Source organism: Aporhodopirellula sallentina SM41 (assembly GCF_000346505.1).
Lineage (GTDB): Bacteria > Planctomycetota > Planctomycetia > Pirellulales > Pirellulaceae > Rhodopirellula > Rhodopirellula sallentina.
In genome coordinates this window covers 1-23,846 of record NZ_ANOH01000067.1, presented here as the reverse complement: position 1 = coordinate 23,846, position 23,846 = coordinate 1, and the positions used below count along the sequence as shown (strand labels likewise).

Below are 23,846 nucleotides of genomic sequence, written 5' to 3'. Positions count from 1 at the left end.
CCGAATCCAGCAATCCCACCCCCATCAATTCCCTCCGATGTCCCACCTATTCGATTCGCCGCATTTCCCCCTGGTTCGAATCTGTTTCGTTCTCGGGTGCATGCTTTCGTCACCGTCAGCGTATACACAACAGCCATCTGGCGAGGACGAACAAGTCGTCTCGCTTGGCAGCGAGTGGAAATTCAATACGTTCTTCGGCGAAGGTTCTGATCCGCACCGCATTCAGGCCGGTCCGGATGACATCGTGATTGACAATGCTAACGACGATCTTGTCGAGGTTGTTGGAAATTGGGGACGCAAAACCGAAGGCGATCGCGACACGAAACTTTGGGGCGACGACTATCGGACCCGGTTCTACACTGACGCAGACTTCGTTCCCGGAGAATCATTGCCGGCCGTCCGATTCGACACCACGCCACCGCGTGCCGGCCTGTTCGAACACTTCATCTATTATCCCTTTGGTCATCACCTGACAACGCGAGTGCGGATTGCTCACGCCGACGGAACCGACACACAACATATCAGCCAGCGTGTGCGATGCGCACAATGGGTCAGCCTGGGCGTTTATCGATTGGATCCCGGCGGCGATCATTTCCTTGAAATGTCCGCCATTACGCCCGGTGGTGTTGCCGCTGACGCAGTGATGTTACGTCCGGTTTCCGATGCACAGTGGTTGGCATCACGTGCCGACATCCGCAATGCACCATCCCCCGAATTGGATGATTCCGATTGGGATGCGATCCCTGTGCCGGGTCACTGGGGCATGCGGAACGAGTACAGCAATTACAACGGAAAGGGTTGGTATCGACGATCTTTCACCTTGCCCCAAACCTGGCAACGCGATGAAAGTCGACGCATCCGCTTGCGTTTCGAAGCCGTCTATCACGTGGCTCGCGTCTTTCTGAACGGTCGGTACGTCGGACGTCATCAAGGCGGGCTGACACCGTTCGAGTTTGACGTCACGGACCAGCTGAATTTCGACGGAACAAATGTGTTGGCGGTCGAAGCCGACAATGACTTCTTGGTCGGCGCGACTTGGAATTGGGGCGGCATCATCCGTGACGTGTCGCTGATTCAAACCAGCGACGTCCGCGTGTCTTATCAGTACGTTCACGCGGAACCAGATTTGAACGCCGGCACTGCGGCGATCCAAACAAAAGTCCGCGCGACCAACGACAGCACGCGACAACGCACGGTCGATCTGCAAACTGAACTTTACGACGGTGATCGGTTGTTGGGCTCCGGCACGGCCACCATCACGGTGCCGGCGAAGAATGACCGCGAAGCCACCATCAACATCGACTTGAAGCCCGCCGACGTGCACCTTTGGCACTTCGACCGACCGCATATGTATCACGCCAAAACAACGCTTCGTGAAAACGGTTCGTCACAGCATTCACGCAGCGATCGATTCGGCATTCGCAAGGTTCAGATCAAACCCGAAGGCTTATGGCTGAACGGCGAAAAGGTCCGCTTGGCGGGATACAACCGCGTCAGCGACCATCGTTACTGGGGCAGTTCGGAACCCGAGCATGTGCTGCGGCACGATGTCCGACTGATGAAGAATGCCAACGCGAACTTCATGCGGATCATGCACGGCACGCAAAACAAACGGCTGATCGAACTGTGCGACGAAAACGGCATCCTGTTGTTCGAAGAGGTCAACGTTCGCGAACTGACCAACCCAGAACTCACACCGCCCGATTATCCATTGACACGTCAATGGTTGCGGGAGATGATCGAGCGTGATGTGAATCATCCGTCGATCATCGGATGGAGCGTTGGTAATGAACTGAGCAACCACTACACGTACGTCGCCAAGATGATCGATTACGTGCGTCGTGAATTGGACCCGCATCGCTTGGTCAGTTGTGTCAGCAACACGGGCTATCGCGATCACGAAACCCCGGAAACCGATCCGCTGGGCGAATCCGATGTCATGCTGCAGAACTGCTATATGCAGCGGCCGACGACGATGATCGAAGCCCTGCATCGGAAGTGGCCGAACAAGCCGATCTTCTTTTCCGAGTTTGGCATGGGCAAATTCACCGAAGCCAGTTTGGACGGATCGCTGCCCGAACTGGATCAGTGGAACGCGTGCATCCGCGGCCATTTTCCGTTTGTCATCGGCGCGTCACTGTGGACCTACAACGATTACCGCAGCGGGTACGCACAAACGTTGGAAGACGAAAACCGTGCATGGGGCTTGGTCAATGTTTGGCGACAGAAACGACGATTGTTCGCGCAGTGCCGATCGGAAAACAGCCCCGTTTTGGACATCCAAATCGACGCGGTCAATCCCAATCAAAACAATGCGTCGGTGAAGATCCCGATCCGCGGTCGCGATGACTATCCTTGCTTCACCATGCAAGATTACGACCTGGTATGGCAGTTTCGCGATTCCGATGGCAACACGCTGCTGACCGAGTCGATCGATTTGCCGACGCTTCAGCCCGGGGATTCGCCTTGGACCGGAACGATCCACTGGCAAACGTTCCCCACCGACGCGTTTGACTTAGTTGCACGCTTGGTGACACCCAACGGATTCACACGCTACGAAACGGTCCAGCGGTTTGCGGTTCCGCAAAAGCCGACCGGCGCAACGGCGATCGCAAGCCACGATTCGATTCGCGTCTTCTTTGATCGGCCCGCGTCAGCCGACGAGTGGTTCGTTCGCTGCATCGGTCCCGACGGAACGACCACCGAAAGCAAGCGGACGATCGATCCCTACGTGGATCTGAGTGAACTAACCGCCGGCGGCGATTACCAAGTCCGCGTCATCACGTCCAACGCGAAAGGCGACAGTGTTCCGTCGCAACCGATCGATGTGACCACCGACGGCACGATCTTGCCGCCAGTCATCTGGCACGCTTTCGTTCACGATGGCCGGCTGGTCGTTGGATACTCCGCCCAGCCGGATGATGCGACCTACGTCGTTCAGTACGGCGAGGACGAATCAGATCTTTCCAGTGAACTGCAAACCGATCTGCGAGGCATGCTGTCAGTCGATGTGAACGATGCCAAATCAGTATCGCTTCGGATGAAACGAATCGCATCGGGTAAAGAAAGCGGGTGGTCGAACATCGTGAACGCCACCGAAGACGTCTTTGCCGAATGATTTCCCGCCAACCTGCCCTGTTTTTCCAAACCCCACCCCACGAGCCCACCCCATGAAAGTCATCCAGTCCATTGCTTGTTCGCTGGTCCTGTGCTGCATCGCTTCGATCGGCCTCACGAGTCCCGCTCGCGCCGAAAGCCCACATACCGATGATCCGGCCCAGTTGAACCTTCACGCGATGCTGTCGCCCGTTCCCGCATCGGCGAAGTTCATCGACGAAGGCTATTACATTTGGGGCGGCAGCATGGTACGTGACGCCGACGGCAAATGTCATCTGCTGTACAGTCGCTGGCCCCGTGACTTGAAACACGGTGCCTGGGTGACTCATTCGGAAATCGCGCACGCCGTCGCCGATCATCCGTTGGGGCCGTACACGCATGTCGATATCGCGTTGCCCGAACGTGGAGGCGAATACTGGGACGGGCTTTGCACTCACAACCCGACGGTGCACGAGTTTGATGGAAAGTATTACCTGTACTACATGGGCAATACGGGCGATCGGAAGCCCACCGAGCGGCTGAATTGGACGCACCGAAACAACCAGCGGATCGGCGTCGCCGTTGCCGATCATCCGGCCGGTCCGTGGAAGCGTTTTGATCAACCGCTGATCGACATCACACCGGATGAATCAGCCCACGATGCGTTGATGACCAGCAACCCGTCGATCCTGCGGCGTTCCGATGGAACGTTCGTGTTGATTTACAAAGCCGTGGGATTGAAACGCGAACGTCCCTTCGGAGGTCCCGTCGTTCACTTGGCCGCGACAAGCGATTCGCCGACCGGTCCGTTTGAAAAGCACATGAAGCCGCTGTTCACCGTCCCAGGCGAGAACTTCTCCGCCGAAGATCCCTTCATTTGGTCGCAGGGCGACACTTGCTTGGCGATCGTTAACGACCATCACGGCGCGTTCAACGGTTTGAATACCGATTCACTGTCGCTGTTCACTTCCAAGAACGGACTGGATTGGGAAATCGCCGCCAACCCGCTGGTCACCGCCCGCGAACTGACGTGGGCCGACGGGACTTATCAAAAGTTGAACCGTTTGGAACGTCCTCAATTGTGGATGGAAAACGGCAAGCCTGCGGTGCTGTTCTGCGCCGCCGAAGAAACCGCCCAGCAAGTGCATTCCTTTAACGTCCACATCCCGCTGACGCCGCCCGACGCAAAGTGATCGGCATGGCAATCCCAACCACTTTCCCTTTCTCCTTCACTCCCACCATCCCACAATGTCACGCCTTCACGTTTATCTTCGCCCTTTAACGATCGGCTTGTTGGCGGTCGTTTTGGGCGTCGTCGCACCGTCTTTTGCGGAAAATCCCGCCGATCCGTCGCCGACCGTCTCACAACCGCAGATGGATCTGTCTGGTTGGAAACTCGTCTGGCAGGACGAGTTTGACTATCCGAACGAAGACCTGGACAAGCACTGGGAATCCCAAAATGCCCCCAGCCATCACATCTTGTGCAGCCGATGGCGTGAAAACGTGGTGGTCAAAGATGGCATTCTGCACTTGGTCAATCGGAAACAGCAACGCGGTGGCCAAGACTGGACGTCGGGCAGCATCTGGACGCGAAAGAAATTCAAGTACGGCTATTTCGAATGTCGCTATCGCTATGCCGAAGCCACCGGAACGAACAATTCATTCTGGCTAATGACACGAGGCGACGACCCGACCGAAGGCAAGCGATTTGAAATCGATATCAACGAAGGTCACTATCCCAATGAAGTGAACACAAACATTCACAATTGGTCCGACGTCGTGGTCGGCGATGATGGAAAGAAGTCTCATCCGTCGGCTCACAAAGGTTTCGCCTTTGGCATGCGTCCGGACTATTCGTTGCCGCTGGAAATTCCCATCACAACCACGCGTCTGCGATTAGCCTCCAACACCAGCCCGCATTTTCATATCCGCGAACTCCGCGTCTTTGGTGTCAGCGACCGGTACCCAGATCCACTTTCGGAATCCGCCGACCAAGACATCGACGGTCTGGTCAATCATGCCGCCGACGCATCCGCCCGAGTCACCGCCAGTGGCGTGTACAACCCAAACACTCGTCCCGAGCATGCGGTCGACGGAACGATAAGCACCAGTTGGACATCGCCCGACGATGGCGAAAAATGGATCGAACTGCAATGGCCTGATCCGATCACCATCGGCTGCGTCCAGTTCATCAATGGCTGGCAAAAGGATGGACACTGGACCGGATGGGGCCAAGTCAGCGACTACACGATCCAAGCCCACGATGGCAAAACTTGGCAGGATGTGGCCACCATGAATTCCAAGGACGAAGCTGACTTTGGTGCCAACTATCACACCTATGGTTTGCTGTGGACCGAAGACGAATTGGTCTTTTACCAGGACCGCAAAGAACTTCGTCGCACGCCCAACGAGTTTTGCAAAAGTGAATGCCCGATCTGGCTCAGTGAAGCCATCATCCATTGGGCCGGCACCGTTTCCGACCAAATCGACGGGACCAGCATGAAGGTCGATTGGGTTCGCTATTACCAAAAGGAAAATGAACGATGAATGCGATGTCCCTTTCGATTCGGTCATTGATTGTGTTGACCCTGACCTTGCCAGCGGTCGGACGTTGCCAAGGCCAGGATTCCGTGTTCCCGCATAAAATGCCCGAGCAACGGCCCGACATTCCGCTCAGTTCCGCGATGCACCGGATGTTCGACTATCCGGCACCTCGCGTCCAAGACAATGAATTGTTTTCACAGTTCAAATACACGCGTTTGCAAGGATTCGACTACCACAACGGGGACGGAACGATTTCACGGCGTGATCCGTCGCGTCCGATCCGCGTCGGTGATACTTATCACATCTGGTACACCCGCCGCCAATCACCGGTCCCGCCCATCGGATGGAATCGTGCTGATGAAGCCACCGATGCGATCCCGTCCACCGATTGGGATCTTTCTGACATCTGGCACGCGACCAGCAAAGACGGAATCACTTGGCAGGAACAGGGTATTGCCGTCGCGCGCCCGCCCAAACCCGCCCCCGGTTGGCGTTCGGTTTGCACGCCCGACATCTTGGTTTGGAAGGGCAAATATTACCTTTACTATCAAGCGTTCAACGAACCCAGTGGTCTTCGCGGGGACCTTTGCCCGGTTTCCGTTTCTTATGCGGATTCACCCGACGGCCCTTGGACTCACGGCGGCGACGCGATCATTCCGTTCGGCAAACCCGGCCAGTGGGACCAAAACGCCACGCACGATCCGCACCCGATTGTTTATCAAGGCAAGATCTATCTTTATTACAAAGCGGCGTACAACAAATGGCCCGACAAACGTGACGTGTACGCGGTCGCTCATGGCCTGGCCACCGCCGATGACCCGCTGGGGCCCTTTCACAAACATCCGTTGAATCCGGTTCTGAATTCCGGACACGAAACCACCTATTTTCCTTTCCGTGGTGGCGTGGCCGCGCTGGCGATCAAAGACGGCAATGAACGTGACACGATGCAGTATTCGCCCGATGGCGTGAACTTTGAAATCGCGTCGTGTTTGTCGCTGACACCCACGGCGGCCGCCCCTTTTGCGCCGGACATGTTTACCGACACCAAAGACGGACGCGGATTCACCTGGGGACTGTGCCACTTCGTCAACGCGGGCACGCCACAGAAGAGCTATTCGATCTTGGCACGTTTCGACTGTGACTTCAGCCTGGACGTCGACCAGCCAGGTTTTAAAAAGACCGGGGTCTGGCACAAACCCGACGTCTACTTTGAACAAGGCATGCACACCTTGGAAGAACACCCCGAAGGCCGATAAGCCGCCGCCGTCCGTCACCTAACCGTCGCCGGCAATGCCGGTCATGACCGATCGCACCATCCTGCCACAACCGATGCAAATCTTCGCGATGAACACACGTCGATTACTGCCGTTGCAGATCCTTTTACTGATTGGGTTAGTCTTGGGCTCTTCCCTGCGGGCCGACGGATGGACCTTTGCCGAATTGAAGACGCGGCAAATTGATTCGGACCCTCGGTTCGTTTGGAAACAAGTCGCGCCGGGAATGGCGGGCAGCAATCGCCGCATTCACACCGATTCGGTCGATCCCGACAAAGTCTGGGTGACACCCGACATGGGCAACGATTATCTGACCACCGACGGTGGTTTGCACTGGGAATCAGTCATCCCGCCCGATGGCGTTTGGGGACGCCGCCAAGAGTTGAGCGACGTGTGTGTGGCCAGCGATCCGAAGGATCCATCTGTTGTGGTCAGCTTGCGATACGTCGGCCAATGGGCTCGTCCAAGTCAACGGATCGAAGTCAGCACCGACGGCGGCCGACGTTTTCATCCGATCACCAAGTACGCATCAGGTCGCGAACCCGATTCGCCCTGGTACACCGCGGTCGCGCATCCCGCGGAACGTGGCACCTGGTACGTCGCCAACGGGATCGACGTCGCGGAAATTCGTACCGCCGCGAACCCCAATCCGATCGAACGTATCGACGCGTCGGCGGCGAAGGTTTGGAAGATCACGCAGATCACCAGCGACGATCGAACCATCACGGCGATTCCGAACGATGGGATGAATAACGCGACGTCGGTGTTTGATCTGTTGTGTCATCCCGATGTCGACCGCTATCCCGACATGTTGTTCGCAGCGACATCGACGGGCGTCTACCGGCGTGATGATGCCACATCGCCATGGACACGAATCTTGTCGGGCTGTTGCAAGATGGACGCCAATTGGGACGGTTCAACGTTTCGGCTGTGTGTGTTGCAGCAAGCCACCTATGCCGTCGCCGGACAAACGATCGCATCGTCCGGCGGCGTGTTCGTCACCCCATCACCGCAAACCGCGACGACACAAACCGGATGGATCGACAAGACATCGGACTTGCGAGTGGACTTGAAAGCTTTGCAGATCCCGATCAACCGCTTTCGATCTTTCGTCAAGTTTTGGTTCGACTTCGAAAACGGAGAAGAAGCCAAGATTCAGCTGCCCAAATCTTATTTCCCCAACTTCAACGAGATCCTGTGCGACCCGACCAACCCGGATCGCTTGTTCTTGGCCAACGGGACACGTCCGAACTTTGTCAGCATCGTGACCGGAGCCATCTGGGCATCGAACAACGGCGGTGATTCTTGGTTCGCCGCGTCACGTTTGGGAACAGGATTCCAAAAGGACGCGTATTGGGCCCAGCGACAACCCGATCGTTTGAATCGGAACATCGACCCGCAAGTTCACGACAACAAGTATCCGGATTCGTACAAGTACGACATACGCGGATGCCGTACGGCGGCCATCGCCGCCGATGGGACCGTGTTTGCCAGCGTCGACAAGGGCTACTACACCGTGAAGTATGACTTTGATGCCGACCAATGGATCAGCGTGGATAACACCCAAGTCGGCGAAGTCTACTTTGGTCACGGCAATGGTGACTTGGGGGCCTATGCCGTGGTGCCCGACATTCATCGCCGCGGTCAAATGTTCTTGTTACAACAAGAAGAATCCGTTTGGAAAACCACCGACCAAACACATCCAGACTTCCCCGGCGTCCCCGGCGTTCGTGAACTGCCCGGCTTGGTCGATCACGGTCCGTCATGGGCCCCCGGCATGCCCTACATCGCCCCAACCACGCTGGCCCAGCACCCCAGCGATCCGGACGTCTTCTATTTCTTCTCGCCGCGTCGTGGCAACTTTTGCAAGTCGACCGATCACGGCCAGTCGTTCGCGATCAATGGCGAACCGATCGTCGTTCCGGACGAAACGGCGCTGCGAGACATGGTCTATTGGCGAAACCTGCGTGTCACCAAAGACGCGATCTATGCCGTGGCCGAGGTCGTCGATGCAGACAACTTTCCGATGGGACAGACACGCATCTACAGCCAAACGGCTCGCAAAGGCATCTACAAGTCAACCGACGACGGCGTTTCGTGGACTTGTGTGAATCGCGGGTTGCCCGTCACTGCCGCCGGTCGGATCAATGGCAAAGCGGTCGGCAACGACAGCGTGTGTGTCAAAGGCTTGGTGGTCGCACCGGACGACGACCGTGTTCTGTACGCCGCCGCCAAACGTTACCAAGCCCCGGGCAAGGGATTCACCGACGGTGGACTTTACCGCACGTCCGACGGTGCATCGTCGTGGACGACCGAAGCCATCCCGCCGGGCATTCGTTCGCTGTGGGACGTCTATCTGCACGTCGAAGACGACCGGGCGACGAAGATCTTGATCGCCGGTGGTGGAGACGGCGACGTGGCGGACTGGGGCGAAGGCGGCGTTTGGATCGCTGACTATAAACCCAACGGTGGATACCGCCCTGACGACTGGACGATGATCTTTGACCATCCGTTCTGTGCGCAAGTCGCGACCAGCCCGCGGAGCGTCCAATGGGTCTTGGTGGCGACGCGAGAAACTAGCAGCATCAATAACTTGAACCAAGGCACCTACATCACGGCCACCGGCGGAGCAGCGGGGGACGGATCGGATTGGTTCAAAATCAATCTCGGTCGCGGTCCGATGCCGTTAAGCGATATCGCATTCGACAGCGGCAAACCCGATCGCATCTGGTGCTCTGCCGCCGCGTCGGGCAGTTATTGCCTGGACCTTCGTCCCGACCGATCCGAATCCTCCCCACAGAACCGGCGGTAACGTTCCGCGGAAAATACCATGCATGCGATTGAAATCATGTACCGTCGATGGATGATTCGTCGCCGGGCTTACTGTGCCGGCGTAATGTTTGTCAGCTTGATGTTTGTCAGCTTGATGTTTGTCGGCTTGTTGACGGGGACGGCCAGAGCGGACGATAGCGACCGGCCGAACATCTTGCTGTTCATCACGGACGACGAAAGCTGGTTGGAACGCAGCATCCATGGCTGGTCGGACTTGCCCACGCCGGCGTTTGATCGTGTTGCAAAAGAAGGGGCGTTGTTCACGCACGGATTCACGTCCGCGCCGTCCTGTGCCCCGTCGCGTGCGTCGATCTTGTCCGGTCGCAACTTCTGGGAACTGCGTCAAGGTGCTTTCATTCAAGCGTACGTGCCACAGCAAATTCCGTTGTTTACCCATGTGTTGGCTCGGCACGGTTACCACGTCGGCAATACCGGCAAAGGATGGGGCCCCGGGGTGACGATCGACGAAAGTCACGATCAGATGATCGGCAAGACGTACGACGCGATTGAGTTACCTGAACCGATCCCGGGGATTAGCCCGATCGACTACGCCGAAAACTTCCGGCAATTCTTGGACGACCGAGATCAGGACCAACCGTTTTTCTTCTGGGCCGGCATTCACGAACCGCATGGCCCCTACGGCGATCAAAACCATCAACGCTTGGCCGACCAGTTCGGCATGTCGCCCGACACCGTACCGATGCCGCCGGTGATGGACGATTCCGAAGCCAATCGGATCGAACGCGGCAACACGTTGTATGAAATCGCCTACGCCGACCAGCAACTGTCGCGGATGTTGGATTTATTGGAACGAACCGGACAAGACGACAATACGCTGGTCGTGGTGACATCGGACAACGGCAGCGTGGTTCTGGACGGCGAATCCCTGCGGGCCAAGGCTTCACCCTATGACAACGGTGTCCATGTTCCGCTGGCGATCCGCTGGCCGGCAAAGATGCCTGGCGGCCGAACCGTGACCGACTTCGTTAGCCTGATCGATCTGGCACCCACGTTCCTACAGTTGGCCGGGATTCCCGTTCCCGATGGTATGTCGGGGAAAAGTCTGGTTCCGATTCTGCGGTCCGAACAGTCCGGCCGAATCGATCCGAGCCGAAGCAGCGTGGTCACCGGATTGGAATGGCACGGCGAATTCGATCCTGCTTCACGATCCAGCCGCAGTATCCGCAATGATCGATTTTCTTACATCGTTCGCTACGGCAACATCGGCGGATCTCAGTGGGCGACTCCGATTGCCAAAGAGTTTTATGACGTCGCGAATGATCCGTGGGAACAACACAACCTGATCGATGATCCGCAATACACCGACGACATCGCATCGCTTTCCAGCCAACTGGAACAATACCAACGTCAAACGGGCGACCCACGCATCACGGACGATCAAGACATCTTCCGCAGAACTCGCGACTACGTGCAAAAACGCAAACGCGTTGGCTATGACCAAACACTGACCCTGCCGTTTGAATAGGTTTGGCACTGACCAACAGATCGAGCGGAGCAACCGCACGTACGCTTGCTTCCTTAAGGCGGGGAGCATCACCCGATGTTTCCGAAAAACGCCGTAACGTTTTGATCTCTGTTTCAACCGCGATTGGCATCTTTCCGGTAATCGTTGGGTGGCTTTCCGAAGGTGCGCTTGAACGCTGTGCTGAGATGTGAGGCGGTGGCGAAGCCCGTTCGGCCCGCGATTTCGGCTAGAGAGTCGTCGGTCCGTGTCACAAAACGCTCGACGTGTTCCATTCGGACACGGAATATCTCTTCCTTGGGGGTGCGATTCAAATGGCTGGCGAAACGACGCTCCAACGTCGCTCGGGATACATCGACCACGCGTGTTACGTCATCAACAGAGATGCCATCGCAGGCGTGATGTCGGATGAAGGTCAATGCGACCGCCAGCTGAGGGTCATCTACCGCCGTGATGTCAGTCGACTGACGTGACACCACCCCGGCGGGAACAATCAGCAACGGCTCAGCGGGCCATGGTTCGCCTCTGATCATCCGGTCCAGCAACCGAGCCGCTTCGAATCCGATTCGGGCAGCATCCGGATCAATGCTGGAAAGTGGCGGCGATGTCAGCATGTCCAAGACTTCGTCGTTGTCCGCTCCCAGGACGGCAACTTGTTCGGGAACGGCGACGTCGGCACGGTTACACGCATCAACCAATCGCATGCCGGCCACATCGTTGGCGGCAAAGATCGCGATCGGTTTGGGCAAACCGTCTACCCAACTCGATAATTGACGCGACTGCCGTTCCCAACCATGACCGGCATTCGCCTTGGGCGCCAACCAACAATGGCAGTGAAAACCATGCCGCGTCGTTTCCGCCTGGTATGCGTCGTGCCGCAGCGTCACCCACGGATCGTTTTCAATCGCACAAAAGCCAACGTTCACAAAACCGCGTCCGCGAAAATGCTCCACGGCGACCCTAGCGATCGCCTGTTCGTCGGCGTACACCAGTGGGAACCCGTGATCAGTGATCTTGGAATTCGTATCCACCGCTGGAACGTTACTGGTACGAATCGCATTGATCATCGACGGGGCCATGCTGCGGAAGATGATCCCATCGCCTTGCCACGATTTCAGCCAGGCGGGTTGGCGATCATGAAGCCCACGTTCTTCGACGTACATCGACCAGCGACCATGCGTTTCGGCGTAGCGACCGATGCCCTCGAGAAGCCTACGTCCATAGGCTTTGGAAGTTTCGATCAGCAGCAAGATACGTGGAACGCGCGTCATGACTTGTGAATCATTGGGCATCAAAAACCGCCTATGCGGTTGTAGTCGATCGTCGCTATCAACCTAATCGAGGGCCACCACCGATCAGGGAACGCGAGCGATTTCTGCTGCGCTTCTCGGTTGCGGCAAAAACGAATGTATGCTGACGAGCTCTGAAATTCAACAACACTGCTTGTCGGTTACAATGGAGCCAGATCCACGGAAATTTCCTGTTTAAGGCGTCAGCAACGCCCTCGATCTGTTACCAATCGCAGGTGTTCAGTTGATCGGAATACGCATGGACCGGGGAGTCAGCACGCAGATTGGCGGATATGAAAATACACTGGATCGATTTGACCATCATCATCGTTTACCTGCTGGGTATTACGTTGATCGGAGTGGTAATGTCGCGACGACAGACCGAATCGAGTGCCCGTTACTTCCTGGCGGGGCGTTCGCTTGGCTGGGTCACGGTAGGGTTGGCATTGTTTGCCACGAATATCTCAACGGTGCACCTGATCGGTTTAGCGTCTAGCGGATACAGCGACGGCATGGTGGTCGGAAATTTCGAATGGTTGGCACCTTTTTTGTTGATCATGTTGGGTTTGGTGTTCGCACCGTTCTACTTTGGATCCAAGATCTCAACGTTGCCGGAGTACCTGGAGGGCCGTTATGGCCCCGCTTCGCGCACCTTCCTTGCCTTCATGGCAGTCGTCGGCGCGCTCTTTATTCACATCGGTGTCACTCTATACGCCGGCGCGGTGATGTTTCAGAACTTCGTCGACATGGACATCCTGTGGTCGATCTTGATCGTGTCCTTCTTAACCGTCATCTATACCGTTGCCGGTGGACTCAAAGCGGTGGTGATCACCGAATCGATTCAAACCGTTCTGCTGCTGGTCGGTGCCACCGCGGTAACCGCATTCGGATTGGTTGCGCTTCACGATCGCGGTATCACGTCGTTGGAGGCATTGACCGAGGCGGCAAAACCCGGGCAGATGAGTATGATTCGCACGGAGGGAGAATACGCATGGTGGATCATGTTATTGGGCTATCCGGTGTTGGGGGTTTGGTACTGGTGTAGCGATCAAACAATCGTTCAGCGTGTGTTGGGAGCGAAGACGGAGCGTGATGCACAGATCGGTCCGATCTTTGCTGGTTTCATCAAAGTCCTGCCGGTGTTCTTGATGGTGCTGCCGGGAGTGATCGGGTACGTCCTGTTCGCTGATAAGATTGGTGAAAACCCAGATGCAACGCTGATCACACTGATCCAAGAGTTGTTGCCTGTCGGACTGCAGGGATTTGTCGTCGCCGGATTGCTAGCCGCGTTGATGAGTACCGTTGCCGGTGCATTGAATTCGACGTCGACGCTGGTCAGCATCGACATTGTCAAGCGAATTCGCCCTGAGACCAGTGACCATGCGTTGGTGCGGATCGGTCAAATCACCACGGTCGTCGTCATGATTCTTGCGATTGCATGGTCGACGCAAGGCGAGCGGTTTGGCGGGATCTTCAAGGGAATTAATGCGATGATCGCGGTGTTAGCACCGCCCATCAGCACCGTGTTCGTTTGGGGCATCTTTTGGCGACGCGGTACCGCGGCCGCTTCGTTGACCACGATGCTGGTTGGATTCATTCTTGGGGCGATTGTCTTTGCAGTGGACTTTCCAGCGATGTCGGGGTTGTTGTTGGGGGTGGATTCATCTGGTGAACCCATTCAATTGGTCACCAAACAATGGGGGATCCCTTTCATGTTGCAGGCGTGGTGGTTATTCGTCATCTGCAGCGTGTTGTTCGTGATTACGAGTTATCTGACCAAGCCACCGGACGCTGCGCAGTTGGACCGATATTGCTGGCGGCATCCGTTCGCGGTCATTGCGGAAAAACGCATCGAAGGCCCGTGGGATCCGCGAGTCCTTTCGGGAACTCTCATACTGTTGATGGCGACATGTTACTGGATCTTTGCGTGAGGCGTTTGATGACCGATCGATCGACAAAACTCACCATCATGTTGATGGTATGCCTGTTCGCTTGTTGGACAAGGAACACGTTCGCGACCGAACCGGACCGGGATCAGTTGAAATTCATTTTCATCACTTGTTCGGTCGAGGGCAAATTCTTTGAACCGGTGAAGAAGGGGATGCGAGATGCCGCGGAAGCAATGAAAGTTTCGTGCGAATTTGTCGGCACCGAAGGCATTGATGTAAAGAAGCAGGCAGAGTTGGTTCGTAAAGCGATCGCGGATGGCTATGACGGCATCGCATTGAACTTGGTCGACCCGAATGCATTTGACGACGTAGTTCAGAAGGCGATTGATGCCGGTGTGCCAGTGGTCGCGTTTAACGTGGACGACCACGATTCGCCCAATGCACGGATCGCTAGCGTGAACCAGCGTCTTTATGCCGCCGGTCAATCGCTCGGCGAATATCTGTCACCCCACATTCACGCGGGAAGTCACATCCTAATGACCATGCACGACGAAGGAGTTAGTGCATTGGAAGATCGATTGCGCGGGGTACAGGATGTGCTTCGTCGGAAAGGTATTCGCTGGACGGTCGTGATCACGGGGAACGATTCGGTAAAAGGTGCCGCGGTTATTGCCGACGCGATGGGAAACCACCCCGATATCCGTGTTGTCGTAGCAACCGGTCAGTCCGATACCGAGGCGTCCGGTCGCGCGATCAAGCAATCGTTTGCAGACGGCAACTATTGGGCTGCTGGGTTTGATCTGTCACCGAAGACCCTACAACTGATCCGAGAGGGACACATCCGCTGCACTGTCGATCAACAGCCGTACGTTCAGGGCTTCTATCCGGTCGTGCAGTTGACTCTGCTGAAACGATTCGGCGTTGTTCCGACAGACGTTGATGCCGGCGCGGCAATCATCGAATCATCTGACGTGGAGCAAGTCGAACGTCTAACGCAAGAAGGCTATCGGTGATGTCCAATCGACTTCGAGATCGTTGTGTGCAATATTGGAAAGGCTCTTTCTACCTTGACACGATGACACGTTGGGCAGCGTTGTAAGCAAACATCACGTGATCAAATCAACAGACATCGCCTCGATGACCAACCTATCCGAAGCGCTTTGACGCAGCGGGATGTGAACTCAAAACAACGCGATATGATCAACACAAGATTAAGGACGCTCACCGAACCGTTGATGGATCAAATGTTCGATGCGAATGTCTGCAACTGTGCAAACACGACCGAATCCTTTATCACTCGCCCGAGTCAACATACCGCCGTTCACCACGAAACCTCACGATTTGTGTCGTGACTATCCCCACATGCGATCAACAACTACTGCAGATAAAATCGGATGAAAATGACAACCATCAAGAAGGTTGAAACACGCGACGCTCGCTTTCCACTGAAACCCGGCGAAGGAGTCGATGCAGTTCACAGCGAGCCGATTTACTCATACGCCGTCACGCGTCTACTGACTGACACGAACGACGCCGCTACGGGTATCGCGTTCACTCTGGGTGGCGGAAATCAATTGGTCTGTGAGGCGATCGAGTTACTTACGGATCGATTGGTTGGCCAGGAGATTGAGGACCTGATGAGCCGCTGGGGGACCGTGTCACGTGAAATGGCCGATCATCCGCAATTGCGTTGGCTCGGGCCGCATAAAGGCGTCGTGCATCTGGCCCTTTCGTCGATCACCAATGCATGCTTTGACTTGTGGGCGAAGGCTCGACAAGTGCCCCTGTGGAAGTTGTTGATCGATTTGTCCCCCGAAGCCATCGTCGACACATTGGACCTAACCTATTTGGAGGACGTGCTGTCGCGTGAACAAGCGATCGAGTTGTTCAATTCCAATCGTCCCGGACGTGAAGATCGAATGGAAGTTGTTCGGGACGGATACCCCGGATACGACACATCAGTCGGGTGGTTTGCGTACGCTGATGATCTGATCGTCGCCAACGCGAAAAAGGCACTCGACGCAGGATTCACCGCGATGAAGCTAAAAGTAGGGTCGGCGGACAGTGCACGTGATCTTCGTCGCGCCGAACTCGTCCGAGACGTGGTCGGCGATTCCGCACGTCTGATGTTCGACGCCAACCAAGCGTGGAATCTTCCGCGAGCGATGGACATGTGTCAGAACCTGGCGGACTTGAATGCGTTTTGGATCGAAGAGCCGACTCACCCGGACGACGTTTTGGGCCATCAAAAGCTTGCGAAAGCCATCGCCCCATCGGCGATCGCGTTGGGTGAACACGTTCCCAATCGCGTCATGTTCAAGAACTTCATCCAGGCCAACGCGATGCAGTTTGTGCAAGTTGACGCGGTCCGTGTCGCGGGAGTTAGTGAATTCATTGCGATCAGCATGCTTGCTCGGCAAAAAGGCTTGAAGGTCGTTCCGCACGTCGGCGACATGGGGCAACTGCACCAGCATTTGGTTTTGTTTAACCATATTTCCTTGGGGCATGAGCGTGTTTTCCTGGAATACATCCCACACCTCCGCGACCATTTTGTTCACCCGGCGCATGTCGAAGCAGGCATCTACCGCACGCCAGACGTTCCCGGGGCAACCTGTGATCTGAAAGAGATCGAAAACACCTAAGGAGACGCCTACGCGTCCATTTACCCATGTCTCAACTCAGCAAGACCGTGTCCACGTTCTCACCCGCATTGGCAATGCTCGCCGTTTTCCTGATGTCGGCTGTGCAGGCGACGGCCCAGGAAGAATCGCACTACGAGCCCAACTGGGAATCGCTTCAGAAGTATCAGATTCCCGACTGGATGGCGGATGCCAAGTTCGGCATCTTCATTCACTGGGGGCCGTCGTGTGTTTCGGAGCATGACACGGATTGGTATCCGCGTTGGATGTATGAGGATCAGATTCAGCGGCATCATGTCACCGGCGAGATTAAGGGCAATGAGCCTCACCCGGCATATCTGCACCACGTAAAGACCTATGGCGATCCTGCCGACGTTGGGTACAAAGACTTGATCCCATTGTTCAAGGCAGAGAACTTCGACGCAAAACAATGGGTGGACCTGTTTGTCGAAGCCGGTGCGAAGTATGTCATTCCGGTCGCCGAACACCATGACGGTTACGCGATGTATGACTCATCGCACACTCGCTGGAACTCGGTTGAGATTGGTCCCAAACGTGATCTGTTGGCCGAACTGCGTGATGAAATTCGGCGACAAGGATTGATCTTTGGCGCGTCGTCGCACTACGCGTTCAATTGGCGATACTATCCACAGGACCCCGCGTACGACACGGGCAATCCCGAGTTCGCTGACCTTTATGCGCCGCTACACGAACCGGGCAGTCCGGCAAGCGAAGAGTTCCTGGAGATGTGGTGGGTTCGCACCAAAGAGGTCATCGACAATTATCAACCCGACATTCTATGGTTCGACTTTGGGCTCGATTTCCCCGAGTTTGCCCCCTATCACCCGAAGCTCGCCGCCTACTACTACAATCACGGTCGCAAACGCGGTGTGACCACTGTCTTGCAAACCAAGAACCTGCGATTCCCTTCGTATCCCAAGGGAACACACATGTTGGATTTGGAACGCAGCAAGTCCGATGAAATGCTGGACGAGCTTTGGCAGACCGACACATCGGTGGGCAGCAATTCATGGTTTTACTGCGACGATTGGAAGTCCAAGTCTGCGAACTCGTTGATTGACGATTTGGTCGACATCGTCAGCAAGAACGGTTGCCTGCTACTGAACATTGGCCCCGATAGCAGCGGTCGCATCCCGGAGGAACAAGCCGACGTGCTGCGAGAGATAGGACGTTGGCTCGCAGTCAACGGCGAGGCTATCTATGGCTCGCGGCCTTGGAAAGTCTTTGGCGAAGGTCCAACGAAAGTCGCGACCGGTCACCTCAGCGAGGGTAAAAACACCGACTTCACCGCCACCGATGTCCGCTTCACCGCCAAGCCCGAAGTGATCTACGCAACGATCTTGCAGGCTCCGGCAGGGGAAGTCCTGATTCGATCGCTTGATGCATCAGAGCATCCTGAGCTTGAACAGATTGCGTCGGTTTCGGTGCTCGGGTCGGATCAGGCTCTTCAATGGCAAATGACCGTCGAAGGGCTTTGGATCGAATCGATCGTGGACCCGCCGTTCGAAAATGCTGTCGTGCTGAGAATTGACTTAACGTCGTCAGCGGAACGCTCCAACGTAGACAAATAACAAATTTACGACGATCCGTCGATTTGTTTCATTCACTCAGTTCGTTCTTGCAGACGCGTGAAGCAAGCCGGATGTTCAGCGTTATCTGTGCTGTGATCATCAATTTGTGAGTCGTTGGTCTGTAAGTCGTTTGGCCAGGTTGGCAACGACCGGGTTCGAACTGCCGTAGGATACGATTCGGATGTCGAGACCATGTTGGTGAAACTTCGCATACGCCCGTTCGATCGCGCCGACAATCCAGTCGTCATCGTTTCCGAAGACGCCTCCGCCGAGTAGCGTGAGAAAGACTGTGTTGACTCCCGTTCGGGATGCGTTGATCGCTGCCGCGCAGAACGTTGCTTCGTAGGCGGCGTCGAGTATGAATCGCGCGAAGTCGACCCAGTGCGGTTTCGGTTGTTCTCCGTATGCGACCGGAAGTGCCGAACAGTAGGCTTGGCTGACTTTGTGATTGGCATCATCGATTGTCACATCGGCGTGCCACTGACAGCCGATCCGCAGTTCTCCGCGCAGTTGATCGAGTTCGTCCTCGGACATCGATTGTAGCGTCGACGAGATTTCTCTTAACCCTTCATCGGTTGGCAGCAGGTATCCGTTCTGCATGCCCCATAGCCGGCCATTGCGATTGCCCAGGGAACGCCCGAGATCGGCGGAGCAATCGATTTGTTTCTTGGCCGTTTGTCCGATTTGACCATCGACGTGGGCGAAATAGTTACGGTAGATCGTCCCGGCTCCGCATGCGATCGCGCAGGCCGGCCCTTGCGTGTAATCGTTCTCGTAAATACCGACGCCTTGTTCTGGGGTAACACCAGGACTGGTCATCTCCAGCAGATTGAATTGCGACGCGACCTGGAAGAGGGCGTCGGCGTTGGATCGATCCGCATGAAGGTGCGTGACGTTGCCGACCACCTCGCGGATCGTGGATTCGCTTGGTTCGATTGTGCAGTTCGCAGCGGAAACGCGGAGCTGCGATAGTTTCGGTGTCTCGAATCGACCGAACGCCAATTGCCTTCCGTTGGGGCAGATCAAACAATCACCATCAACGGACAATGTCTCGCGAATTTGATCCGGTGAGCCTTCGTTGATACCGGTAAGCTTCGTAAACCACGTCATCGTATCGCCAGGTATGGAGGAATATGGGAACGGCCAGCGCGGCTAGGACGGTTCGGCGAGCACCTTCCCCGTTCGTGCATCAACGCGGTGCAGGTGTGTCACTTCCCGAACGGCGCCATCTCCCGATTTTAACGAGACCAACCAATAGGGATCATCGGGAACGTTTGCCGCGATCATCGCCGCGAGGACGTCTGGATCCTGCACGCCATTCTCGCTGTAGAGTTGAGCGTGAAATTCCTTCTCTTTTCGGATTCGTTCGGAATCAAAAAAGACCGCGGAGCATTTCGTGCCGGGCGCGATGTTTCCGAAGTGTTCAATGACGATCATGATCGCCGCCTTCTGGTCAATCTCTCGCTTCGTCAAATCGTGCCTCTGCTTCGTGCCGCGTTCTGCTTCGGTTTCGAATGTTGCCATGAATTCTACCGCGTTTGTGTAATCCCACGGTAGTGGACGACGCGACGAGCCTCAGCGAAATATGTCTATAATGCGAGCGATTCCTCGCGTCGTGCACTGATTTGATTGAGCTCATGGTAGAAAAAACAGATCGAACTTGGCCGTTGCCGAAAACACCTTGGGTGATGCGGATGACTTGGTCGGAGTTGCTGTTTGCGCACTGGGCGTTGGATCCTGATGTGGTTCGCCGGTGGCTTCCCGAAGGCTTGCAACTCGACACCCGGGAGGGCAAAGCTTGGGTGGGCGTTGTGCCGTTTTTGATGTCGAAGGTCACTCCGCGCCTATGCCCACCGCTGCCGAGAATGAGCCGGTTTCTCGAACTCAATTTACGGACTTACGTGAGTATCGACGGCAAGCCGGGAGTTTGGTTCTTATCGCTGGACGCGGAAAGTCCTTTCGCGGTGCGAGCGGCGCGGGCGACATTCAATTTGCCGTATAAGGATGCGGTGATGTCGATGCAGCGATCCACACATGGCGAGATTGAGTACGAAAGTCGTCGAACTCATCGAGGCGAACCAACGGCTCAGTACGCTGCCTGCTATTCAGCATCGGGCGAAACTTTTTATGCCACGCCAGGAACTCTCGAGCACTGGTTAACGGCACGGTACTGTCTCTACAGCGTTAACCGTCACGGAAAGATTTACCGTGGTGAAATCGATCATCCGCCCTGGCAACTTGCTGAGGCGAGCTACCGTGAAACCCGAAACACCATGGGCTGCCCTTTCGGGTTTGAGTTCGAAGGAGACCCACACGTGCTCGTCGCAAAACCGGTCGAGGCGCGAGCATGGGCTCTATCGAGGTGCGAGGTCGAATAGGTGTCAGATTGGGTTGCTACCAGACAACGCGATCGCCAGACCCTCGAAGTCGGGCGACATCATTCTTCAATGCGCTTTAGAACCAAATCTCGCTCAGTTGGTCTGACTCGAGTTCGTTGGCATAGCTGAGATAGTAGTTACGGTTGGGAGCGTTGTATTCTCGTGCGGCCAGTCCACGCAACGCCGCAATTTTTACCTTGCGAGCTAACTCTCGGTCGGCATCGTCCAGCCATTTGACATGGTCCGATAACTCCAACGCCCATTGATAGTCTTCGGTTGCGAGCGCGGTTTGCATTTGCTGCGTCAGCTTTTGTGTTCCGCCGGCCAAGTCCGCCATTTTGCGAGCTTTGATCTTAGGGGCCAACGGGCTCAGCGTGGTAGGATTTCCATCGAACCATCCCAGCAGCCCGGCGTAGATCGCTCGAACGGCGTGAGGGACGGACCCGTAAAATTCGATCAGATAAGGCTCGTTGCTCAAATGTTCGGGCAGTTTGACCTCGTGGGCCAATTGGTCAGGGCCTTTGCCCGCGTTGATTCCTCGAACCGTTTGGTCGTAAACGCTTCGTATCGCTTCGCTGTAGTTACTCAGCGCAGCCACTGCGGTGGAGGCATCCCGAATGGGCATCGTGTGTCCGGGAACGAGATACTCGGGGTTCAACTCAGCCATCTTTCCAACGCTCTCGGACCACTTCAGTACGTCGCGGTAAGCGGTTCCCCGGATGGCATACAGGTTCGGGAACGAACTGTAGAAGTTATCGCCCGCGAAGAGCACCTTTTCGTTGGGCAGCCAGATATACATCGCGTCGTTAGTTTCACCAGGACCAACATGGAATTCGATCGGTACTCCTGCGATTACGGTTTGGAGGCCTTCGCTAGAAATTTTGACTGTCGGAGGCAAGAAACCTTTGCCACGGTCACCGTCTTTCGTCACGGCGGGAGCTACACCGCGATTGGTTTGATAGACGGGCGATAGCTTCCGACCAAACTGCCGAATATTTCGTTTCATTTTGACGGGATCGGCGACTTCGTTGATTCCCTCGGCGATCCCAAAGTTATCGGTCGCGTAGATCTCCGGGGGCTCTTCGCCGACGAATGCTTGCGCGCCTCCGATGTGGTCGCCATGGCTGTGCGTATACACGATGGCTTTGACGGGTTTGCTGCTGTGTTTTCGAAGGTCTTCATAGGCTTCGGTCGCACTGCTCGGCCCGAAAAGGGTGTCGATGATGATCACGCCATCGGTCCCCACGATCATCGACGTATTCGCACCGTGATAGCCAACCGCGGTGAAGACGTTATCGGTGACTTTAACGATCTGACGTTCAAACTGTTGTTGCTGTGCGTTGAGCATCTTCAAGGCGGTCTTGGGATCGACCTGTGTGTCAGCCAGGACGGTCCCGGAAATGAACGTCGTGACCAATGAAGTGGCAATGAACAATCGTTGAATAGCAAACATCTTTTCGGCGGTAATTTGAGTGATGGGGTGAGGCATGGTGCCAGGAGATTCAAGAGAGATCAGGCGGTGCTGCATGCTGCTATTGCAGTCCTGCAAAATAGGCCGGCCAGGTTTGGTGAGGCCGACCCGCCGCGAGTGCAAAGTGGCTTTCGTTGTCGTTGGCTCCTTCGCGGATGCCTTGGTAGATCCCGGCGATGATCGTGCCCAAAAAGTCGCCGAGCTCGGAAGTTCGGTCTTCTCGATATTCGTCGACCGACATTGAGCGAAATTTCAGATCCAATCCAAATGCCTCGTTGATGTAGTCGGTCAACTCCTGTTGCGTGATCGCATCACCATGCAGGTTGTATGTTTGCCCGTCGTGTTTGGATTCCGTCAGCATGCGTGCGTAGGCATATCCCAATTCGGGGCGCGTCGTGTAGCCACACATCCCGTCGCCAGCACAGTTCGCGATTTCTCCGTGTTTCTTGTAAGTGTCGATGTAGTCGATGTCCGGTTCGATGTAGATGCCGTTGCGTCCGATCACCCACTGTAGACCGCTGTTGCGGACGTCGTCTTCCGTCTGCCGATTGCTCGCGACGACGGGAGAGAATGCGGTTCCTTCCTGTGTGCCTTGGATGCTGGTGTAGACGATCTTTTGAACGTTGGCGCGTTTCGCGGCATTGATGACGTTGCGATGTTGCTCGATGCGTTTTTCAGGTGCATCCATCCCGGAAACCAGCAGAACCGCAGAGACACTCTCGAGCGATGCTTCGAGATCGCTCGGCGAGTTGTAGTCGCCTGGACGGATCTCGATACCGAGGTCGCTGGCTTTGCTGGGCGTGCGAGCCAATCCGATCACATTGGATGGCCCTACTAGATCTTTTGCTGCTTTGACAATTGCGGTTCCCAATTGCCCGCTGGCTGATGTGATGGCGATTTTGTTCATCCTATTCTCTTTGGGGATTTCAGGATTGTTTGACGGAATGATTCTGTTCGTTGTCGATGCGTTTGGCTGTTTTGTGTTCCTCTTCGCTCTGCCCCATCTTCCAGTAGCTTGACAGGTAGAGGTTGTCTTTCTCGATCTCGTGTTTTTGTTGAAAGAGCTTTCGCAGGTTCCGCATGCTGTTGAATTCGCAGGCCGCCCAAACAGATGGTTTTCCGTCGAGCCACGTCAACGCATTGATCTTCGAGGCAAGGAAGTTTCCGTCATGGTTTGGCGACGGATTGATCTCCCACTGCACATTGACATTGTCTGGATGTTCAAGGGATTGAATATCTGCGGCGCTCGGGACCTCGATAACCGCGTAGCCAACTGAGTTCTGTGGCAACTTGCTTAGGTTGACACTGATGGCGGGCAACGCGGACAGGTCGCCGGCCAGCAGAAACCAATCGGCGTGT

General features: G+C 55.7%; 17 protein-coding genes. 11 read left to right on the top strand and 6 right to left on the bottom strand.

Features of this window, described 5'->3' with window-relative positions; genetic code table 11:
* Positions 1-37 precede the first annotated feature (37 nt).
* From RSSM_RS03650 to RSSM_RS03625, 6 genes are read left to right on the top strand one after another with little or no spacing between them, the layout of a single operon-like run.
* The gene (locus RSSM_RS03650) at positions 38-3,118 is read left to right on the top strand and encodes a glycoside hydrolase family 2 TIM barrel-domain containing protein (protein WP_160168088.1); all 3,081 of its coding nucleotides are present in this window, start codon (positions 38-40) and stop codon (positions 3,116-3,118) included.
* A gap of 52 nt (positions 3,119-3,170) precedes the next feature.
* Positions 3,171-4,289, top strand: coding sequence for a glycoside hydrolase family protein (locus RSSM_RS03645; RefSeq protein ID WP_008674610.1), 1,119 nt, complete (start codon positions 3,171-3,173; stop codon positions 4,287-4,289).
* Positions 4,290-4,344: 55 nt separating this feature from the next.
* Entirely contained in the window at positions 4,345-5,643 is a 1,299-nt protein-coding gene (locus tag RSSM_RS03640) for a family 16 glycosylhydrolase (RefSeq protein ID WP_008674607.1), read from the top strand.
* A complete protein-coding gene (locus RSSM_RS03635; protein ID WP_008674606.1) occupies positions 5,640-6,896 on the top strand; it encodes a glycoside hydrolase family 117 protein in 1,257 nt (418 codons plus the stop codon). The genes RSSM_RS03640 and RSSM_RS03635 overlap by 4 nt, the downstream gene beginning before the upstream one ends.
* Positions 6,897-6,939: 43 nt before the next feature.
* Complete coding sequence (locus RSSM_RS03630) at positions 6,940-9,726, top strand: glycoside hydrolase (RefSeq protein ID WP_144059541.1); 2,787 nt, start codon at positions 6,940-6,942, stop codon at positions 9,724-9,726.
* 18 nt (positions 9,727-9,744) lie between these two features.
* Positions 9,745-11,232 carry a sulfatase family protein gene (locus tag RSSM_RS03625; protein ID WP_008674603.1) on the top strand — a complete coding sequence of 496 codons (1,488 nt, stop codon included), beginning with the start codon at positions 9,745-9,747 and terminating at the stop codon, positions 11,230-11,232.
* A gap of 113 nt (positions 11,233-11,345) precedes the next feature.
* Here the strand turns inward: RSSM_RS03625 and RSSM_RS03620 are convergent, their stop codons facing one another.
* Entirely contained in the window at positions 11,346-12,500 is a 1,155-nt protein-coding gene (locus RSSM_RS03620; RefSeq protein WP_044300937.1) for a substrate-binding domain-containing protein, read from the bottom strand.
* A 311-nt stretch (positions 12,501-12,811) separates the two neighbouring features.
* Here RSSM_RS03620 and RSSM_RS03615 point away from each other — a divergent pair, with 311 nt between their 5' ends.
* The 4 genes from RSSM_RS03615 to RSSM_RS03600 all read left to right on the top strand — a co-directional run bounded on the left by RSSM_RS03615 (position 12,812) and on the right by RSSM_RS03600 (position 18,638).
* Positions 12,812-14,449 (top strand): sodium:solute symporter, encoded by a 1,638-nt coding sequence (locus RSSM_RS03615; RefSeq protein WP_008674598.1) that lies wholly within the window; start codon positions 12,812-12,814, stop codon positions 14,447-14,449.
* 8 nt (positions 14,450-14,457) lie between these two features.
* Positions 14,458-15,420, top strand: a complete 963-nt coding sequence (locus RSSM_RS03610; RefSeq protein WP_008674596.1) for a substrate-binding domain-containing protein — start codon at positions 14,458-14,460, stop codon at positions 15,418-15,420.
* Positions 15,421-15,801: 381 nt separating this feature from the next.
* The gene (locus RSSM_RS03605; RefSeq protein WP_008674593.1) at positions 15,802-17,049 is read left to right on the top strand and encodes an enolase C-terminal domain-like protein; all 1,248 of its coding nucleotides are present in this window, start codon (positions 15,802-15,804) and stop codon (positions 17,047-17,049) included.
* 26 nt (positions 17,050-17,075) lie between these two features.
* Positions 17,076-18,638 carry an alpha-L-fucosidase gene (locus RSSM_RS03600; protein WP_008674591.1) on the top strand — a complete coding sequence of 521 codons (1,563 nt, stop codon included), beginning with the start codon at positions 17,076-17,078 and terminating at the stop codon, positions 18,636-18,638.
* Between the two features lie 99 nt (positions 18,639-18,737).
* Here RSSM_RS03600 and RSSM_RS03595 read toward each other — a convergent pair whose 3' ends face one another.
* Together RSSM_RS03595 and RSSM_RS03590 are read right to left on the bottom strand one after the other, a co-directional pair.
* On the bottom strand, positions 18,738-19,748 hold the full coding sequence (locus tag RSSM_RS03595) for a hypothetical protein (RefSeq protein ID WP_008674590.1): 1,011 nt from the start codon (positions 19,746-19,748) through the stop codon (positions 18,738-18,740).
* 42 nt (positions 19,749-19,790) lie between these two features.
* Positions 19,791-20,162 carry a hypothetical protein gene (locus RSSM_RS03590; RefSeq protein WP_008674589.1) on the bottom strand — a complete coding sequence of 124 codons (372 nt, stop codon included), beginning with the start codon at positions 20,160-20,162 and terminating at the stop codon, positions 19,791-19,793.
* A 113-nt stretch (positions 20,163-20,275) separates the two neighbouring features.
* Between RSSM_RS03590 and RSSM_RS03585 the strand changes: the two genes are divergently transcribed.
* Positions 20,276-21,016, top strand: coding sequence for a YqjF family protein (locus RSSM_RS03585; protein WP_008674587.1), 741 nt, complete (start codon positions 20,276-20,278; stop codon positions 21,014-21,016).
* 76 nt (positions 21,017-21,092) lie between these two features.
* Here the strand turns inward: RSSM_RS03585 and RSSM_RS03580 are convergent, their stop codons facing one another.
* From RSSM_RS03580 to RSSM_RS03570, 3 genes are all read right to left on the bottom strand, one after another.
* The gene (locus RSSM_RS03580; RefSeq protein WP_008674585.1) at positions 21,093-22,505 is read right to left on the bottom strand and encodes an alkyl/aryl-sulfatase; all 1,413 of its coding nucleotides are present in this window, start codon (positions 22,503-22,505) and stop codon (positions 21,093-21,095) included.
* Between the two features lie 43 nt (positions 22,506-22,548).
* Complete coding sequence (locus tag RSSM_RS03575; RefSeq protein ID WP_008674584.1) at positions 22,549-23,394, bottom strand: SDR family oxidoreductase; 846 nt, start codon at positions 23,392-23,394, stop codon at positions 22,549-22,551.
* Between the two features lie 19 nt (positions 23,395-23,413).
* The coding region (locus RSSM_RS03570) for a siderophore-interacting protein (RefSeq protein WP_044300915.1) at positions 23,414-23,846 on the bottom strand (433 nt) is incomplete at its 5' end.

Bases quoted from the DNA above. Each gene is read 5' to 3' on its own strand.
- RSSM_RS03650 (WP_160168088.1), top strand. From the start codon at position 38: ATGTCCCACCTATTCGATTCGCCGCATTTCCCCCTGGTTCGAATCTGT.
- RSSM_RS03645 (WP_008674610.1), top strand. From the start codon at position 3,171: ATGAAAGTCATCCAGTCCATTGCTTGTTCGCTGGTCCTGTGCTGCATC.
- RSSM_RS03640 (WP_008674607.1), top strand. From the start codon at position 4,345: ATGTCACGCCTTCACGTTTATCTTCGCCCTTTAACGATCGGCTTGTTG.
- RSSM_RS03635 (WP_008674606.1), top strand. From the start codon at position 5,640: ATGAATGCGATGTCCCTTTCGATTCGGTCATTGATTGTGTTGACCCTG.
- RSSM_RS03630 (WP_144059541.1), top strand. From the start codon at position 6,940: ATGACCGATCGCACCATCCTGCCACAACCGATGCAAATCTTCGCGATG.
- RSSM_RS03625 (WP_008674603.1), top strand. From the start codon at position 9,745: ATGCATGCGATTGAAATCATGTACCGTCGATGGATGATTCGTCGCCGG.
- RSSM_RS03620 (WP_044300937.1), bottom strand. From the start codon at position 12,500: ATGACGCGCGTTCCACGTATCTTGCTGCTGATCGAAACTTCCAAAGCC.
- RSSM_RS03615 (WP_008674598.1), top strand. From the start codon at position 12,812: ATGAAAATACACTGGATCGATTTGACCATCATCATCGTTTACCTGCTG.
- RSSM_RS03610 (WP_008674596.1), top strand. From the start codon at position 14,458: ATGACCGATCGATCGACAAAACTCACCATCATGTTGATGGTATGCCTG.
- RSSM_RS03605 (WP_008674593.1), top strand. From the start codon at position 15,802: ATGAAAATGACAACCATCAAGAAGGTTGAAACACGCGACGCTCGCTTT.
- RSSM_RS03600 (WP_008674591.1), top strand. From the start codon at position 17,076: ATGTCTCAACTCAGCAAGACCGTGTCCACGTTCTCACCCGCATTGGCA.
- RSSM_RS03595 (WP_008674590.1), bottom strand. From the start codon at position 19,748: ATGACGTGGTTTACGAAGCTTACCGGTATCAACGAAGGCTCACCGGAT.
- RSSM_RS03590 (WP_008674589.1), bottom strand. From the start codon at position 20,162: ATGGCAACATTCGAAACCGAAGCAGAACGCGGCACGAAGCAGAGGCAC.
- RSSM_RS03585 (WP_008674587.1), top strand. From the start codon at position 20,276: ATGGTAGAAAAAACAGATCGAACTTGGCCGTTGCCGAAAACACCTTGG.
- RSSM_RS03580 (WP_008674585.1), bottom strand. From the start codon at position 22,505: ATGCCTCACCCCATCACTCAAATTACCGCCGAAAAGATGTTTGCTATT.
- RSSM_RS03575 (WP_008674584.1), bottom strand. From the start codon at position 23,394: ATGAACAAAATCGCCATCACATCAGCCAGCGGGCAATTGGGAACCGCA.